Below are 15,882 nucleotides of genomic sequence, written 5' to 3' on the forward strand. Positions count from 1 at the left end.
CACAACGAAAAAGGGGTGGGCACCTGGCCCACCCCTTCTCCGTCCCCCTACGGCTCAGCCAAGCAGCTTCGCCGCCAGCGTCCCCGCGTTGTACGACCCCCACCCGGTCGTGAAGTCCCAGCCCGACGCCGCCGAGTACGCACCGTTGCTACCGCTGGTCACGTCATGGAACCCGGTGCCGTTCGCCGCGTACAGCGACGGGTTGGCGAACCCGAGGTTGGCCTTGCCCGCAGCCGCCGCCTGCTGGTTGTAGAGCGCCGCGAAGGCCGCCCACTCCGGCGCCGCCGCGCTGGTGCCGCCCACCGAGGACCAGGAGCCCTGCGAGTAGATGGACAGACCGGGCGTCGGGTTGGCGTGCGCGGCGACGTCCGGGACCTGGCGGAAGCCGCCGCCCGCGCTCTTCTGGACGGCGGTCTGCCAGCTCGGGATCTTGAAGACGGAGGACTTGCCGCCACCGCCGCCGGACCAGGCCACCTCCTTGCTGAAGGCGTTGCCGGAGGTGACGGTCAGCCGCGTGCCGCCGACCCCCGTGACGTACGGGTCGCTCGCCGGGTAGTCGACGGACGTACCGCCGTCCTTCGCGTCGTCGGAACCGTCGTCACCGGAGGCGGCGTAGAAGCCGAGCCCCTGCGCGGCGCCCGCCTTGAACACGGCGTCCACGGCGTTCATGTTGGACGTGGTGCGCGCCGACTCCGCCGCACCCCAGCTGATGGAGGTGGTCGGGATGCCGCTGTCGACGATCGCCTGGTACGTGTCGACCTCCCCGGCGTCGGAGTTGGGCCCCTCGAAGACCGTCACGTTCGCCTTGGGCGCGATCGCGTGCAGCACCTCGATGTCCAGCTCGACCTCGACCTGCCCGTCACCGAGCGCCCCGGACCCGCCGTCGACCTTCTGCACGGTCGGCGCGGGGGAACCCAGGCTGTAGTTCGTGTCGTACTTCGTGATGTTGGCCTGCTGGAACCCGTCGAACTCCAGCAGCGCGATCTTCTGCCCGCTGCCGGTGTACGTGCCGGACACGTTGTAGCCGCCCTTGAGCTGGGCCGGGGTGTAGCCGCCGCCGGGGCCGTCCTTCGGGGTGACCGTCCGCGAGATGGCCTGGTGGTGGAGCTGGGCGCGGTTGTTGAGGCCGGCGACGTCGCTCACGAGGGAGGCGATGGCGGAAGGGAGCGTCGGCGCCGAGGAGTTGGCGTAGAAGGTCCGGCCGGTCGCCGCGTCCTTGTACGTCGCCAGCTCCGTGCCGAATGCCTTCTGCAACTGCGCGGCGGTGCCGCTCGCGTCGACGAGGAGGTTGCCCGCGTGGACCTTGCCCACGGTCAGGCCCTGCGCGCGGAGGTAGTCCTTGACCTGCTCGACCTCGGCGTCGCCGCGCCCGAAGCGGGCGGCGAACTGGGCCTTGGTGAGGTAGTGGCGGTACGAACTCGACTTGGGGTCACTGACCTTGGCGACGAACGTGTCCAGCGCCGAGCCGCCTCTGGGCGTCAGGCTCACGGCCACGGATATGCGCTTGCCGGAGGCGACCTGCCCCGTACGGGCCGCGTCGTGGCCGAGGCCCTTGACGACGTCACCGGCGATCGCGGCGCGCGTCGTGTGCGGGGCGTCGGAGGCGTACGCGGCGGGGATCGCGGCGGTGAGGAGAGCCGGGACGGCGACCAGACCGAGCAGTTTCAGGCGTGACTTCACCGAGTCCTCCGGGGAGTGGGGGGTGCTGTTCCTGAAGCGGAACGGCTTCACCGTAGGAAGATCCGGCCACCCCTCATAAGCGGGGGAACCCTTGCGTCACGTGTTAACAGCGCATGTCGTGTCAACGCCGTGTGTCGAAACGCCGGTTGTAGGAGCGGCTCGGCTGACCGACCGTCACCGCCGGTACGACCCGCTCGTCGTCGGGGGCGTCCACCGCCGCGCCCGAGGCCAGCACGGCGACCGCCATCGCGTGCGCGAGCGCCGTCCGCGACCGCACCCCCACCTTCCGGTAGACCCGCGACAGCGCCCCCTCCACGGTCTTGACGCTGATGAACAGCTTCGCGGCGACCTCCCGGTTGGTGGCCCCGCCCCCGACCAGCTCCGCGATCCGCGCCTCCGTCGGCGTCAGCCCGGGACCCTCGCCGCGCTCCCCGGCGTCCAGCCGCGCCAGCTCCGCCCCGGCCCGCACCGCGAGCGCGGCGGCCCCGATCCGCTCCGCCGTCTCCAGCGCCTCCCCGAGCACCGCCCGCGCCGCGCTGCGGTGCCGGGCCCGCCGCTCGACCGTCCCGAGCGCGGTCAGCGTCCGTACGAGGTCCACCGGCAACGGCAGCCGCCGCAGCCGCTCGACGGCCGTCCGCAGCCGTACGACCCCCTCCTTCGCGTCGCCGAGGCCCGCCGCGTGCAGCCCCTCCGCCCGCTCCAGGGCCGCCAGCGCGCTGCCCGGTACCTCCCCCGACATGCGTGCGCGGGCCTCGCGCAGCACCGCACCGGCCTCGTCGCTCTCGCCGAGGACCACCAGGGCCTCCGCGAGATCCGCGTACCAGTGCAGCAGCGGCGGATCGGCGGCGCCCATCGCCTCCCCGAGGTCCCGCACCCGCTGGAGCGCCTCGACCGCCGTCGCCGCGCCCTGCGGGTCGCCGGTGAGGAGTTCGGCCTGTCCGAGGACCGCGAGCGCGCGCACCAGGAACAGCCGGTCGCCGTCGGCCTCCGAGGCGCGGACCGCGTCCCCGGCGAGACGGCGGGCCTCGTCGGCGGTGCCGCCCACGGTCGCCGCGAGGGCCCGCGCGTACAGCACGGGCGCCGTCCCCACGCCCGCCTCGCAGCGCGCGGCGGTGGCCAGGGCCTCGCGGCAGTCCCCGGCGCGCACCTGGATACGGGTCAGCGCGACCAGGGTGGCCGTCGTCTCCTCGACCCCGGCGACCTCGCCGATCACCGCGAGGAGCCCGGCGACCTGCGCGCGGGCCTCGCCGACCCGGTCCGAGTCCAGCGCGAGGATCGCCCGCATCCGGATCAGCCCCCAGCCGTCGGGCCCGCTGTGACCGCCCGTCAGCGCGAGCGCCTCCTCCAGGGCGGCCCCGGCCGCGTCCGGCTCCCCGGCCAGCGACAGCACCCGGCCGAGCGTGGCCAGCGCGCCGACCCGGGTGTCCGTGTCGCCGAGCACGGCGGCCCGGCGCGCGTGGCGGGCCGCCTCGGTCAACTCCCCGCACAGCAGGCCCCGTACGGCAGCCCAGTAGTGCAACCAGCCCTCGGCCTCCGCGTCCCCGGCCGCGTCCCGCAGCCCCTCCGCGATCAGCTCGTGCGCCCCCTCCAGCGCCTGCCCGGCGTTGCGCAGCAGCACCACCCGCGCCCGCACCCGCTGCCGGGCGTGCCCCGACCCGGCCAGCACCGCCTCGGCGGCCTCGCCCGCCTCCTCCTGCCGCCCCGCGTCACAGGCGTACCCGGCGGCGGCCAACAGCCGTTCGGCGCGCGCGTGTTCCCCTGGGGTACGGCGAGCCGCGAGCCGCGCCAGCTCGAACGCGGCGTCGGGCTCCCCGCGCCCGCGCGCGTGCTCCGCCGCCGACTCCAGCGTGCGCGCGGTGTCCTCGTCCTCGTACGGGCGCGCGTACGCGAGATGCCGGGCCCGCTCCACCAGGTCGCCGACCGCACCCGCCAACAGGGCGTGCGCCTCCCGGCGTTCACCCGCCGACGCGTCGGCGTACACGGCGGCCCGTACGACGGGGTGCGCGAACCGTACGACCCCGTCGCCGCCGGCCGCCGCGAGGCCGCAGGCCGGGTCGTCGAGCCCGGCGGCCCGCAGCACGGTGAGGCTCGGACGCTCGGCGGCGCTCGCGACGAGCAGCGTCCGCCGTACGCCTTCCGGCATCTCCGCCAGCAGCCGGGTACGCAGGTGCCGGGGGACGTCCAGCACCGGGCCGAGCAGGGCGGAGTGCTGCAACTCCAGTGCGTACGACGGGTTTCCGGCGGCGGTCTCCTGGAGCGCACGCAGCACGTCAGGTGGCAGGTCGGCGCGCACGATCCGCGCCACCTCGTCGTACGACAAGGGCGGCATCCGCAGCACGGCCGTACCCGGCGGACACACCCCCTCCGGCCGCTCCCCGTCCGCGACCCGCTCGGCGGCCACCACCCGCAGATCGAGCCCGCCCACCCGGCGCACCACGAACGCGAGCACCTCGGCGCTCTCCGCGTCGAGCCACTGCATCCCGTCGACGACCAGCAGCACGGGCCCCGCGAGCCCTCGCAGGACGTCGAGCACGGCGACGCGTACGGCGAGCCTGCCCCGGCCGTCGCCCGGTGCCTCGCCCCGCAGCAGCGCGCCCCGCAACGCCTCCCGGAGCGGCGGCGCGAGGGAGTCCAGGCGGCTGTCCGGCACCTGCGCGAACAGGTCGACGAGCCCGGCGTACGGGAGTTCGGCGTCGTCTTCAGAAGGGGAGCAGCGCAGGACCGTCGCGGCCTGGGCGGTCGTCAGGAGCGCGTCCACCAGCGTGGACTTGCCGATTCCGGCGGGGCCGTGGAACAACACCCCGGGGGCGGTGGCCAGTTCGGCCCGTGCGGTGTCGAGCAGGTCCCGGCGGCAGGTCAGGAGCACAGGGGGCGGTGGCCTTCGGCGCCGGGGACGGGTCTGCGGTCGGGGCGGATCATGTGCTCATGACAACCTGGCTGGATTCCGCTTGTCAATAACCGTCCATGCCACCGTGTGCGTCCCGTATGGCTGGTTCGAGCAGCGACAGCGTCCGCGCCCCCGCGTCCAGCCCCGCCCGCACCCCCACCGGCATTGGCAGGTTCGCCCCCGCGTGCCCGAAGTCGACGTTGCCGAGCACGGGGATGTCCCGGTCGCCGAGGGCGTCGAGGACGAGGTCGCGCAGGGTCGGGTCCGGCGTACCCGTACCCAGGCCCGCGATGCCGTCCGGGACGCCGACGACCATGCCCGCGATCCGGTCGAGGATGCCGCAGTGCCGCATGACCTGGAGGTACGTCCACACGTGCGCCGCGAGGCCGCCCGCCTCCTCCCAGAACAGGACCGCGCCGTCGAACCGTTCGAGGGGGAGCGCGTACGGCGTCGCCTGGTTGAGGGCGATGCGGTTGATGACCCCGCCGACGAGGGGGCCCTCGGCGTGGCCGGGGCGCCAGCACTCCCACGTCGGTGCGGACGGCAGCGCGCCGATCGGCTCCGTGCTGGTCAGCAGCGTCGTGTAGAGCCGCGCCAGCTCCGCCCGGCGGGCCGGGGACGCGCGCTGCCAGTGGCCGCCGAGGCCGGGGGTGGCCACGTCGGTGTGGAAGCCGACCAGGCCCGTGCGGGCGTACAGCACCAGGTGCAGGAGGGAGATGTCGCTGAGGCCGAGGACCGGCTTGGGGTCGGCGGCGACCGCGTCGTAGTCGATGAGGTCGAGATAGCCGAACACGGTCTGGCCCCCGTCGTGCGCGACGATCGCCCGCACCTCGGGGTCCCGCAGCAGGCTGTTGAACTCCTCGGCGATCTCCGCCGGCCGCGCCGCGCTCCACCAGCGCCGCCGCCCGGCTTCGAGGAGCGGCGCCCGGCGCACCCGGAACCCCATCCCCTCCAGTACGGCCACGGCCCGGCCGAGATCGGGCTCGTACTCGGCGTGCAGCGGCCCGGACAGCGAGGCGACGACGACGAGGTCCCCGGGCTTGAGGGCACGGGGACGAAGCAGGCTGATCATCGCCGCAGTCTCACCGCTCCCGCGATCACCCGCCAGCCAATTCCGGCTCCGGCATGCCCTCCCAGCTCAGGACCCGCCACCCCGCGTCCGGCGACCCGGTCAGGGTGACGACGCCCGTATTCGCCAGGGGATGACGCAGCGCGTAGTCCGCGTCGACGTTCTCCGCGCGGGCCGCCACCCACATGCGGATCGCGGCGCCGTGACTGACCATGGCGACCGTGTCCGCTCCCGACGCGGCGGCCTCCCGCACCACGGAGTCGAACCGCGAGAGGGCCTCGACCCCGTTCTCGCCGCCCGGGACGCGGTGTTCCGTGTCCCCGCAGGGCCAGGCGAAGACGGCCGCGTGGTAGAGGGCGATGGCCTCGTCGTCGCCGCGCATCTCCAGGTCCCCGGCGATCACCTCCCGGATGCCGTCCCGGACCTGGACGTCGAGGCCCGTCGCGGCGGCCAGCGGCGCCGCGGTGAGCTGGGTGCGCCGGAGCGTGGACGCGTAGAGGGCGTCGATCCGCTCGCCGGCCAGCAGCGCGGGGAGCGCCTGCGCCTGTTCCTGTCCCAAGGGGGTCAGTCCTGGTCCGGGCTCGGCGGTGTCCAGGAGGTGCGTGAGGTTGGAGGGGGTCTGGCCGTGGCGGATCAGCAGGAGGCGCATGGGGGGAGTATGGACGCGGGCCGGTGCGTACCGGTATGTCGAACCTCACCCCCGCTGCGTCAACTGACCTTGCTCAGCCGTACCGTTCGATCCTGATCCGGTCGACCGGCTGGCCCGCGTCGACCAGCAGCCGCGAGGCGTGCTCGGCGAAGGCGTTGGAGCCGCAGACGTACGCCTCCCAGGCGGTGCCGTCGGTGAAGAGGGGTTCCAGGTGGGATGAGTTGAGGCGTCCCACCGGGGACCCTTCGGGCGCGCTGCGGGTGAACACCGGCGTCGTCTCCGTGCCGTACTCGTCCGCGTAGATCAGCTCCTCGGGGCTGCGCGCGGACACCAACAGGCGTAGCGGTACGTCGAGTTGGTGTGCCCGGTGGTGGCGGACCATCGACATCAGCGGGACGACCCCGGAGCCCGCGCCGATCAGCAGCGCGGGGCGGTCGCCGGGCCAGGCGAAGAAGCCGGAGAGCGGGCCGCGCACCTCGACCTGGTCGCCGGGTTTCGCGACCGTGTGGAACCAGCCCGAGACCTCGCCGTCCTCGACGTGGTCGAGGGTCAGCTCGATGTGGCCCGAGGCGTCCGGCGCGGAGGCGAGCGAGTAGTGGCGCTGCGCGGTGTAGCCGTCCTCGGCGGTGAGGCGGAGCATCAGGTGCTGGCCGGGGAGGTGCCCCGCCCAGGCGGGCACGGCGAACCGGAACGTCGCCGCGTACGGGGTCTCGCGGCGGACCTCGGTCAGCGTCGCCGTCTGCCAGACGGCCGCCGCGCGGTTGGACACGGCGATACGGCCGGGCACGGCGAACCGGGTCTCGAACGTCTGCTCAGTCACCGGAGTACCTCTGCTCCTCCCACGGGTTGCCCCGCGCGTGGTACCCGTTCTGCTCCCAGAACCCCGGCTCGTCGTGGTCGAGGAGCCTGATGCCCGCGACCCACTTCGCGCTCTTCCAGAAGTACAGGTGCGGCACCAGCAGCCGCGCGGGCCCGCCGTGCTCGGCCGCGAGCGGCAGGCCGTCGTACGTGAAGGCGATCCACGCCTTGCCGCCGGTCAGGTCCGCGAGGGGCAGGTTCGTCGTGTAGCCGGTGTGCGAGTAGGCGACCGCGTGCGTGGCGGCCCTGTCCGGGCGTACGGCCGCGAGGAACGCGTCCAGCGAGATCCCGCCGAAGCGGACGCCGAACTTGGACCAGCTCGTCACGCAGTGGATGTCGCCCCGGTACTCGGAGCCGGGCAGCGCCTGCGCCTCCTGCCAGGTCCAGGTGCGCGGCTCCGCCACCAGGCCGTCGACCCGGAACGTCCAGTCGGCGGGCGCGAGGTCCGGCGTGACCTCGGCGGACAGGACGGGCCAGTCGTCGCCCGCGTCGTACTGGCCGGGCGGCAGCCCCGGGTTGTGGACGCGGGGGCGCCCGGCGAATCCTCGGGTGACGTTCATGGGTGCCTGTCTCGGAGAAACGTTCGTGCGGCCTCCACGATACGCGGCGCGCGCGGCGGCCGATCATTACGTCCGTATGAACGCTCGCGGCGCCCGGGAATACCCTCCCACCTGGGGTTCTTGGTGAGGGATGACACAGACGAGCCGTAGAGAGGGAGCCATGTCCAAGGCGTACGTCTTCACCCGCCACGGAGGCCCGGAGACCCAGGCCCTCATCGACCTCGACCGCCCCGCCCCGGGCCCCGGCGAACTGCTGATCGCCGTCCGCGCGGCCGGCGTCAACCCCGTCGACTGGAAACTCCGCGCGGGCCTGCGCCGCCCCGGCGACACCGGCGAGCGCGTCTTCCCGTCGGTCCTCGGCAGCGAGGCGTCCGGCGTGGTGACCGCGCTCGGCGAGGGGGTGACCGGGTTCGCCGTCGGCGACGAGGTCTTCGGCACGGCCCTGACCGGCGGCTACGCCGAGGAGACGATCCTCCCGGTGGCCATCGCCGCCCACAAGCCCGCCGCCTTGTCCTTCGCCGACGCCGCGACCCTCCCCGTGGCCGCCGCGACCGCCTACGACGGCGTCCACCAGCTCGCCCTCCCCGCCGGCGCGACCCTCCTGATCGCCGGCGCGGGCGGCGGCGTCGGCGTGGCCGCCGTCCAGATCGCGCGCGCCCTCGGCCTGAAGGTGGTCGGCGTCGCGAGCGCCGCGAAGAAGGAGTTCCTGGAGTCGCTGGGCGCGCTCCACGTGCCGTCCGGCCCCGACTGGGCCTCGCGGGTGCCCGGTCCCGTCGACGCGGTGTACGACCTTGTCGGCGGCGAAGTGCTGGAGCAGGCGGCCGGACTGGTCAGCGGGCCGGGCAGGCTGATCACGGCCGGGGCCTCCGAGGAGGCCGTCGCCGCGCTGGGCGGGGCACGCGTCACGCGGGCCCGCAACGCGGCCGTACTGGAAGCGGTCGCCGACCTCGTCGTGCGGGGCGCCCTCGATCCGTACGTCACCGCGCGGTTCTCCCTCGACGACGCCGGGGAAGCGCTGCGCAGCGTCGAGGACGGGCACGCCCGCGGCAAGGTCGTGATCGAGATCGGGGGAGCGGCGTGAGCCACGTACTGGACAATCCGGCGCTGCACTCCCTGACCGGGCCGCACGCGCGGTTCGCCGAGCGCAGGGGGCGGGTGCTGCGGTACCCCGTCGACGTCTCGCCCTGGCTCGCGCTGCCGGAGGAGCCGGACGCGCGGGACTGGGCCGACCTCGTCGCGCTCGCCGGGCCCGGCGCCGAGGTGCCGCTGCCCGGCTACCGGGGTGACGTGCCCGCCGGGTGGGAGGTCACCTTCCAGGTCGAGGGCGTGCAGCTCGTCGACGACGGGCTCGACGCGGCGCCGGACCCGGAGGCCGTACGGCTCGGCGCCGCCGACGTCCCCGAGATCCTGGACCTGGTGGCCCGTACCCAGCCCGGCCCGTTCCTGCCGCGCACCATCGAACTCGGCACCTACCTCGGCATCCGCCGCGAGGGCGCGCTCGTCGCGCTGGCCGGGGAGCGGCTGCACCCGCCGGGGTACACGGAGATCAGCGCCGTGTGCACGGACCCGGCGTACCGGGGGCAGGGCCTGGCCACGCGGCTCGTCCTCGCGGTCGCGCACGGCATCCGGGAGCGTGGGGAGGTGCCGTTTCTGCATACGGGGGCGGGGAACACGAACGCGATCCGGCTCTACGAGTCGCTCGGGTTCAGCCTGCGGCGGCGTACGGCGTTCCTCGCCGCGCGGCCTCTGCGGGCGGCCGAGGCGCAGTCCGTGTGATCGAGGTGCAGTCCGTGTGACCGGCGGTCAGGACGCCGGCTGGTGTGCGGGGGCCCCGGTCCGCACCGCCAGCCGGAAACCCACGCCCCGCACCGCCTCGATGCACACCGCGTCCCCCAGCTTGTGCCGCAGCCCGTACACGTGCGTGTCCAGCGTCTTCGTCGGGCCGAACCAGTTGCTGTCCCACACCGCCGCCATGATGTCCTCGCGGGTCACGAGGGCGTCGAGGCGGTCGGCGAGGTAGACGAGGAGCGCGTACTCCTTCGGGCTCAGCGGGATCTCCGTGTCGTCGAGGTACGTGCGGTGCGCGAGCCGGTCGATGGACAGGCGGCCGTAGCGGTCCAGGGAGCGGCGGGGGAGGCCTATGACGACACCGGAGGCCGGACCGGGGGCTGAAGAACCGGGGGTCGCACCAGGGGCGGTGGGCCGGGGCACGGCGGCGGCCGGTGGCGGGGCCAGGCGCCTGCGCTGTACCGCGCGCATACGGGCGATCAACTCCCGTACGGTGAAGGGCTTCACGACGTAGTCGTCCGCGCCCAGCTCCAGGCCGACGACCTTGTCCGTCTCCGAACTCCGCGCGCTGATCATGATGAGGGACACCTCGCTGCGGGCCCGCAGCCGGCGGCACACGTCGAGGCCGTCCATGTCCGGCAGCCCCAGGTCCAGGAGGACCATCTCCGGGTCGCCGCCCGCGAGCAGCGCCTCCTGCCCGGTGGCGACCCAGTGGACGTCGTGGCCGTATCGGGCGAGGCCGCGGGCGAGGGGGCCGGCGATCTCGGGATCGTCCTCGACGAGGAGTACGTGCATGGTGTTTCTCCTGGTGACTCCGGGCGGAGCTGTCTGTGGGGGCGGGGGAGTCTCAGGGGCCGGTCAGGGCCGGGTGCAGGCCCAGCGCCGGGAACACCAGCGCGTCCAGGTGGCGCCGCATCTCGACGACGGTCAGCGGTTCCTCGCCGAGCAGCGGCCGGGCGAGGATGACGCTCAGCAGCAGCCCGGGGACGAGGTCGAGGGCCGGACAGTCGGCGGGGACCTCGCCGCGCCGCACCGCGCGCCGGAGCAGCGTGGCGAGGTCGGCCAGCGCGGGCTCCAGCATCGACTGGCGCAGCGAGCACCGCAGTTCGGGGTTGCCGAGGATCGCGCTGCCGACGCCGAGGTGCAGGGCGGGGCCGCGCGACAGGGCCTCGTCACCGACCCGGTCGATGACCTCGTACAGGTCCCCGGGCAGCGAGCCCGTGTCGATCTCGGTGATCCGCAGCGGCACGCGCTGGCCGAGAGCCGCGACGACCAGCTGGGGCTTGCTGCCCCACTGCCGGTACAGCGTGGCCTTCCCGGCGCGGACACGGGCGGCGACCGCCTCCATGGTGAGGGCCTCGTACCCGACCTCGCGGAGCAGGGCGAGTACGGCCTCGTACACCTGGGCGGCGCGCAGCGGAGTGATCCGGGTGCGGCGGACGGCCATGGGCACCCCTCCTCGGCGTGAACGGCCTCAGGCTAGTCGCGCCGCTAACGGAACGGGCGCGTCTCGCTTGTGGCATCAGTCACTTCCGGGGCGGGAGAGGTTTCGGGGATTCACGCAACTCCCGTGTCGTGAAAGGCCTGTTGGGGCGTGGGCGGGTGCCGGCAACAGGTCGTGCCCGTCGGGCTCCTGGAGGTGTCGGCTGCGCGGCCTGATTCACGAAGCCGCCCGGAACGCCGGCCAGGCGGCGTTTCCCCCCTCCCGGCTCGCCCGGGCACTCGCCACATGATCCATGCTGCGGATCTCGACGGCCCTCTTGCCCAGTCGTTGTTTCTTGAAATACGCTACGCATGCTCTTAAAAGATACAGACATGGCGTTCGCGCCGAGCGCACACCTCCCCTCAGGGCCTCGGAAGGCCCACCCCCGGCCCAGGAGGCCCGTCATGAGGATGTCTCGATCTGTCCGGCGCTCACGCGCCATCGCCGCCGTGGGAACAGTGCTGAGCGCGCTCCTGGTGGGCGCTTGCGGCGGGGCGGCGAACGGAGCGGCCGACGGCTCCGTCACCCTCACCTTCGCCACCTACGGCGGCCCTTACGAGGCCGCGCAGAAGCAAGCCTGGATCGACGGCTTCCAGGCGGCCAACCCCGGCATCAAGGTGCTCGTCACCGGCCCCGTGGACTACGGCAAGATCAAGGCGATGACGGAAGCCGGGAACGTCGGCTGGGACGTCGTGGACGTCAACGGCGACTACGGCATGGAAAGCCAGTCGAAGTACCTGACCCCCATCGACTGCGCCCGGGTGACGGCCTGCGCCACTCCGCTGCGCGGCCTGACCAACACCCGGTGGCGGATCGCGGAGAACACCAGCGCGCTCACGCTCGCCTACAACACCGACAAGGTCTCCGGGACGCCCGAGGACTGGGCCGACTTCTTCGACACCGCCAAGTTCCCCGGCAAGCGCGCGCTGCCCAAGTCCGTGGGCTCCGGAGCGCTGGAAGCGGCGCTGCTCGCCGACGGAGTGCCCGCGGATCAGCTGTATCCGCTGGATGTGGACAGGGCTCTGAAGAAACTGGACACGATCAAGAAGGACATCGTGTGGTGGGAGACCGGCACACAGTCCGAGCAACTGGTGAGCAGCGGCGAGGTGGTCATGGGCGGCATCTGGTCCCCGCGTGCCTACAACCTCGCCGTGACCTCGAAGAAGCCGGTCGCGATCCAGTGGAACCAGCAAATGGTCTTCGGCAGTTACCTGGTCGTGCCGAAGGGCGGCAGGCACACCGCCGAGGCGATGAAACTGATCGACTGGATCACCTCGCCGAAACGCAACGGTGCCATCTCCGCCTACTACCCGGTGGGTCCGGGCACCGCCGACGCGAAGGCCGCCGCGGACGCGGCGATGGTCTCCTGGCTGCCGTCCAGCCATCTGCAAGGATCTGCGGCCCAGAACGACGCGTGGTGGGACAAGAACCTCGACGAGGTCGGCGACGGGTTCCAGACCTGGCTGCAGTCATGAGCGCGCAGCAGACCGCCATTCCGGCCGAGCCGGCGATCGAGACGCCCGCCCCGGCCGCCCGTCGACCGCGGCGCCGTACCGACGGATGGCTGTGGGTGGCGCTGCCCGGAGCGCTGTTCCTGCTGGTCATGTTCGGCTTCCCGCTCATCGAGATCGTCCGGCGGAGCCTCACCGACCCCTCGCCCCAGGTGTACCGGGTGTTCATCGACACCCCCCTCTATTGGCAGACCCTGCTGCGCACCTTCCGGGTCGCGGCGCTGGTGACCCTCACGTCGGTGCTGCTGGGCTACCCGTTCGCCTATGTCATGGCTCGGGCCAGACCGGCCTTGCAGGCACTGCTGATCGCGGTCGTCCTGCTGCCCGTCTGGACGAGCTTCCTCGTACGCACCTTCGCCCTGCAGATCTGGCTCCAGGACAGCGGCCTGATCAACAAGCTGCTGATGCGCGCGCATCTGATCGACGATCCCGTCCCACTGATCAGAACCAGTTTCGGGGTCACGGTGGGCATGTCCCAGATCCTGCTTCCCTTCATGATCCTTCCGCTGTACTCGGCCATGCGCCGCGTCGATCCGGAACTCGTCCGGGCCGCGACCGGACTGGGTGCCTCCCCGGTGCGAGCGTTCTTCCGGGTCTTCCTGCCACTCACCCTGTCCGGCGTGTACGCCGGCTGCCTGCTCGTGTTCGTCCTGTCGCTGGGCTTCTACATCGCTCCGGCCATCCTGGGCGGGCCGGAGTCGACGATGATCAGCACTCTCATCGTGGACCTCGTCCAGACGCGGTCGGACTTCGGCACGGCCAGCGCCGTGGCGGTGGTGCTGCTCCTGGCCACGTTCGCCGTCCTCGCCGTGGGCAGTAGGTTCGTCCGCATCCGTGACCTCGTCTCGACGGAGGTGGAGCGATGAACGCGCTGCGCAAGGCTCCGCTGGCCGTCGTCACCTTTGGTGTGGCAGCGCTGTTGGCGGCCCCGAGCCTGGTCCTGGTCCCCATGTCGTTCACGTCGGGCGCCCTGCTGGAGTTCCCGCCGCCGGGCTACGACACTCAGTGGTACGAGCGGTATTTCGCCGACGTGCAGTGGCAGCAGGCGACACTGCACAGTCTCTGGATCGCGCTGTGGACAGTACTGCTGTCGGTCGTCCTCGGAACGGCGACCGGACTGGCCCTGGTACGTGGCAGGTTCCGCGGTGTCGGTCTGCTCAACGCCCTCACCCTGGGGCCCGCGATCGTCCCCACGGTGATCACCGCGATCGCGCTCTATTCCGTGATGTCCAGGTCGGGGCTGACCGGAACGCTGACCGGGCTCGTCCTGGGCCATACGGTCCTGGCCTTCCCCCTGGTCGTGGTGACCGTGTCGGCGAGCGCGCGCACCCTGGACCCGGCGCTCGAACTGGCGGCAGCGAGCCTGGGTGCGGGGCGGCCGGCGACCTTCTGGCACGTCATCCTGCCGGGCCTCGCCCCGGGCATCACGATCGGTGCCGTCTACGCCTTCGTGACCTCCTGGGACGAGCTCATCGTCTCGATCTTCCTGACCAGTCCGACATACACCACCCTGCCGGTGCAGATGTGGTCGCGGATCCGGCTGGAGAGCGATCCGACCGTCGCGGCGGTCTCCACCCTGCTGGTGGCGCTCAGCACGCTGGGCCTGCTCTTCATCATGTTGTTCCGCTGGATCGACTCCCGGAGGACGAGGACGTGACCATGTTGTCCCTCACTCAGGTCAGGAAGACCTACCACGACTTCGTCGCGGTGGACTCGGTGTCGCTGGACGTGGCAGAAGGCGAGTTCGTCTCGTTCCTGGGGCCGTCGGGTTCGGGCAAGACCACGACGCTCCGCATGATCGCCGGGTTCACCGAGCCGGACGCGGGCTCGGTGGTCCTCTCGGGCCGGGAACTCACCAGGGTTCCGGCGTTCCGGCGGGACATCGGCATGGTCTTCCAGCACTACGCCCTGTTCCCCCACATGACGGTGGCCGAGAATGTGGCCTTCTCGCTGAAGATGCGGAAGGTCGACCGCACCGCCGCGCGCCGGCGCGTGGAGGCGGCGCTGGAACGGGTTCAGCTGGCGGAGCTGGGCGACCGCAAGCCGGCCCAGTTGTCCGGTGGCCAGCAGCAGCGGGTGGCACTGGCCCGGGCCATCGTGTTCGAGCCCAAGCTGCTGCTCATGGACGAGCCGCTCGGTGCGCTGGACAAGAAGCTGCGCGAAGCGCTCCAGGTCGAGATCACCCGGATCAGCCGTGAACTCGGCATGACCGTGGTGTACGTGACGCACGACCAGGACGAGGCGCTGGCCATGAGCGACCGCATCGCGATCTACAACCATGGGCGGATCGAGCAGCTCGGCACCGGTCGTGATCTCTACGAGCGGCCGACGTCGCTCTTCGTCGCCACCTTCATGGGCGACTCCAACGTTCTCACCGGGACCCTGGAGAAGGGCGAGGTCTCCTGTCCCAGCGGTCGTATCCAGGTGGATCGGGCGCATGTGGCCGCGCGTTCGCTGCGCGACGGTGACCGCGTCTCGGTGGTCGTCCGGCCGGAGAAGCTGTCGGTGTCCACGGCCGCGCCGGAGCGCAACCGGGTGAAGGGGACCGTGGCCGAGGTCGTCTACCTCGGGGCATCGCAGCGTGTGCTCGTGGATGTTCCCGGCTGCACCCTCACGGTCAGACAGCCCGCCGCGATCGCCGACGGCGGCCTGCGGCCGGGCGACGTCGTCCAGGTCGGCTGGCCCGCCGACCACGGTGTGGTGGTCCCGGCGGAGGCGTCGTCATGAGGGTGCTCGCGGTGCGCGGCTCCCTCCGGGACATCCCGCGTCGAGGCGTTCCTCGCCCGCATACGCGCCGGAACTCAGGTGACGATGTGACCGGCGGGGTGCGGAATGGTGTGCACGATCCACACCTCGGCGTCGCGCTTGCCCTGCACGACCCACCGGTGCGGCTCGTCAGCGGCGTAGTTGGCGTAGTCACCCGCCGAAATGATGGCCGGCTGTTCCAACGGGCCGACCTGAATGCTCCCGGATCGCACGAAGACGTGTTCCCGGGCGCCCTTGCCATGGGACATCGAGGTCTCGGAGTGGCCCGAGCGGAAGATCTGGTGGTGGATCTCGATGAAGACGGAACCCACCAGGGTGCTCTTGACCACCCGGCCGATGGAGGCGGAGTCGGAGATGTCCAGACCCTCGTTGGCCCGCACGACCTCCACACCGCTCGGCTCCTCGGACCGCAGAAGGCTGATCGGGTCCACCCCGAGCGCCTCCCCGATCGCCGTGATCGTGTCCAACGTGGGGTTGGTGTTCTCACGCTCCACCTTGGAAAGCGTCGCCTTGGCCACGCCGGAGCGCTCGGCGAGCTGATTCAGCGATAGGCCGCGGGCCTCGCGAAGGCGCCGCACGTTCTCCGCGAGAGTCGTACCCAGCTTGGTCACGTGAGCACGGTACCCCATAC

At 72.3% G+C, this 15,882-nt stretch carries 15 protein-coding genes; 6 read left to right on the forward strand and 9 right to left on the reverse strand.

Annotated elements, in window-relative coordinates:
* Positions 1 to 54 precede the first annotated feature (54 nt).
* From J8M50_RS43360 to J8M50_RS43390, 6 genes are all read right to left on the reverse strand, one after another.
* Positions 55 to 1,680 (reverse strand): S53 family peptidase, encoded by a 1,626-nt coding sequence (locus J8M50_RS43360; protein WP_029183727.1) that lies wholly within the window; start codon positions 1,678 to 1,680, stop codon positions 55 to 57.
* 121 nt (positions 1,681 to 1,801) lie between these two features.
* Complete coding sequence (locus J8M50_RS49515; protein WP_308010577.1) at positions 1,802 to 4,546, reverse strand: helix-turn-helix transcriptional regulator; 2,745 nt, start codon at positions 4,544 to 4,546, stop codon at positions 1,802 to 1,804.
* A gap of 85 nt (positions 4,547 to 4,631) precedes the next feature.
* A complete protein-coding gene (locus J8M50_RS43375; RefSeq protein WP_010352816.1) occupies positions 4,632 to 5,639 on the reverse strand; it encodes a S66 peptidase family protein in 1,008 nt (335 codons plus the stop codon).
* A gap of 25 nt (positions 5,640 to 5,664) precedes the next feature.
* A complete protein-coding gene (locus tag J8M50_RS43380) occupies positions 5,665 to 6,285 on the reverse strand; it encodes a histidine phosphatase family protein (protein ID WP_010352815.1) in 621 nt (206 codons plus the stop codon).
* A gap of 73 nt (positions 6,286 to 6,358) precedes the next feature.
* Positions 6,359 to 7,105 (reverse strand): ferredoxin reductase, encoded by a 747-nt coding sequence (locus J8M50_RS43385; RefSeq protein ID WP_010352814.1) that lies wholly within the window; start codon positions 7,103 to 7,105, stop codon positions 6,359 to 6,361.
* Complete coding sequence (locus tag J8M50_RS43390) at positions 7,098 to 7,703, reverse strand: sulfite oxidase-like oxidoreductase (protein WP_010352813.1); 606 nt, start codon at positions 7,701 to 7,703, stop codon at positions 7,098 to 7,100. Before J8M50_RS43390 ends, J8M50_RS43385 begins: the two co-directional genes overlap by 8 nt.
* 160 nt (positions 7,704 to 7,863) lie before the next feature.
* Between J8M50_RS43390 and J8M50_RS43395 the strand changes: the two genes are divergently transcribed.
* The gene (locus J8M50_RS43395; protein ID WP_010352812.1) at positions 7,864 to 8,784 is read left to right on the forward strand and encodes an NADP-dependent oxidoreductase; all 921 of its coding nucleotides are present in this window, start codon (positions 7,864 to 7,866) and stop codon (positions 8,782 to 8,784) included.
* Positions 8,781 to 9,479, forward strand: coding sequence for a GNAT family N-acetyltransferase (locus J8M50_RS43400; RefSeq protein WP_010352811.1), 699 nt, complete (start codon positions 8,781 to 8,783; stop codon positions 9,477 to 9,479). The genes J8M50_RS43395 and J8M50_RS43400 overlap by 4 nt, the downstream gene beginning before the upstream one ends.
* A gap of 27 nt (positions 9,480 to 9,506) precedes the next feature.
* Here the strand turns inward: J8M50_RS43400 and J8M50_RS43405 are convergent, their stop codons facing one another.
* Together J8M50_RS43405 and J8M50_RS43410 are read right to left on the reverse strand one after the other, a co-directional pair.
* Positions 9,507 to 10,286, reverse strand: coding sequence for a response regulator transcription factor (locus J8M50_RS43405; RefSeq protein WP_010352810.1), 780 nt, complete (start codon positions 10,284 to 10,286; stop codon positions 9,507 to 9,509).
* A 52-nt stretch (positions 10,287 to 10,338) separates the two neighbouring features.
* Positions 10,339 to 10,938 (reverse strand): TetR/AcrR family transcriptional regulator, encoded by a 600-nt coding sequence (locus J8M50_RS43410; RefSeq protein ID WP_010352809.1) that lies wholly within the window; start codon positions 10,936 to 10,938, stop codon positions 10,339 to 10,341.
* Positions 10,939 to 11,384: 446 nt separating this feature from the next.
* Here J8M50_RS43410 and J8M50_RS43415 point away from each other — a divergent pair, with 446 nt between their 5' ends.
* The 4 genes from J8M50_RS43415 to J8M50_RS43430 are packed head-to-tail and all read left to right on the forward strand — an operon-like array spanning position 11,385 to position 15,212.
* Positions 11,385 to 12,449 carry an ABC transporter substrate-binding protein gene (locus tag J8M50_RS43415; protein WP_063748048.1) on the forward strand — a complete coding sequence of 355 codons (1,065 nt, stop codon included), beginning with the start codon at positions 11,385 to 11,387 and terminating at the stop codon, positions 12,447 to 12,449.
* Positions 12,446 to 13,351, forward strand: coding sequence for an ABC transporter permease (locus tag J8M50_RS43420; RefSeq protein ID WP_010352807.1), 906 nt, complete (start codon positions 12,446 to 12,448; stop codon positions 13,349 to 13,351). Before J8M50_RS43415 ends, J8M50_RS43420 begins: the two co-directional genes overlap by 4 nt.
* Positions 13,348 to 14,142, forward strand: coding sequence for an ABC transporter permease (locus J8M50_RS43425; RefSeq protein ID WP_010352806.1), 795 nt, complete (start codon positions 13,348 to 13,350; stop codon positions 14,140 to 14,142). The genes J8M50_RS43420 and J8M50_RS43425 overlap by 4 nt, the downstream gene beginning before the upstream one ends.
* A 2-nt stretch (positions 14,143 to 14,144) precedes the next feature.
* Positions 14,145 to 15,212: an ABC transporter ATP-binding protein gene (locus J8M50_RS43430; protein ID WP_050987196.1), complete on the forward strand. Its 1,068-nt coding sequence runs from the start codon at positions 14,145 to 14,147 to the stop codon at positions 15,210 to 15,212.
* A 74-nt stretch (positions 15,213 to 15,286) separates the two neighbouring features.
* On the opposite strand, the gene J8M50_RS43435 is transcribed toward J8M50_RS43430, so the two are convergent.
* Positions 15,287 to 15,862 carry a helix-turn-helix domain-containing protein gene (locus J8M50_RS43435; protein ID WP_223786429.1) on the reverse strand — a complete coding sequence of 192 codons (576 nt, stop codon included), beginning with the start codon at positions 15,860 to 15,862 and terminating at the stop codon, positions 15,287 to 15,289.
* Positions 15,863 to 15,882 lie beyond the last annotated feature (20 nt).

This window comes from Streptomyces acidiscabies (genome assembly GCF_020010905.1).
Lineage (GTDB): Bacteria > Actinomycetota > Actinomycetes > Streptomycetales > Streptomycetaceae > Streptomyces > Streptomyces acidiscabies.

Coding starts and splice junctions, on each gene's coding strand:
- J8M50_RS43375 (WP_010352816.1), bottom strand. CDS start 5,639: ATGATCAGCCTGCTTCGTCCCCGTGCCCTCAAGCCCGGGGACCTCGTC.
- J8M50_RS43380 (WP_010352815.1), bottom strand. CDS start 6,285: ATGCGCCTCCTGCTGATCCGCCACGGCCAGACCCCCTCCAACCTCACG.
- J8M50_RS43390 (WP_010352813.1), bottom strand. CDS start 7,703: ATGAACGTCACCCGAGGATTCGCCGGGCGCCCCCGCGTCCACAACCCG.
- J8M50_RS43395 (WP_010352812.1), top strand. CDS start 7,864: ATGTCCAAGGCGTACGTCTTCACCCGCCACGGAGGCCCGGAGACCCAG.
- J8M50_RS43405 (WP_010352810.1), bottom strand. CDS start 10,286: ATGCACGTACTCCTCGTCGAGGACGATCCCGAGATCGCCGGCCCCCTC.
- J8M50_RS43410 (WP_010352809.1), bottom strand. CDS start 10,938: ATGGCCGTCCGCCGCACCCGGATCACTCCGCTGCGCGCCGCCCAGGTG.
- J8M50_RS43415 (WP_063748048.1), top strand. CDS start 11,385: ATGTCTCGATCTGTCCGGCGCTCACGCGCCATCGCCGCCGTGGGAACA.
- J8M50_RS43420 (WP_010352807.1), top strand. CDS start 12,446: ATGAGCGCGCAGCAGACCGCCATTCCGGCCGAGCCGGCGATCGAGACG.
- J8M50_RS43425 (WP_010352806.1), top strand. CDS start 13,348: ATGAACGCGCTGCGCAAGGCTCCGCTGGCCGTCGTCACCTTTGGTGTG.
- J8M50_RS43430 (WP_050987196.1), top strand. CDS start 14,145: ATGTTGTCCCTCACTCAGGTCAGGAAGACCTACCACGACTTCGTCGCG.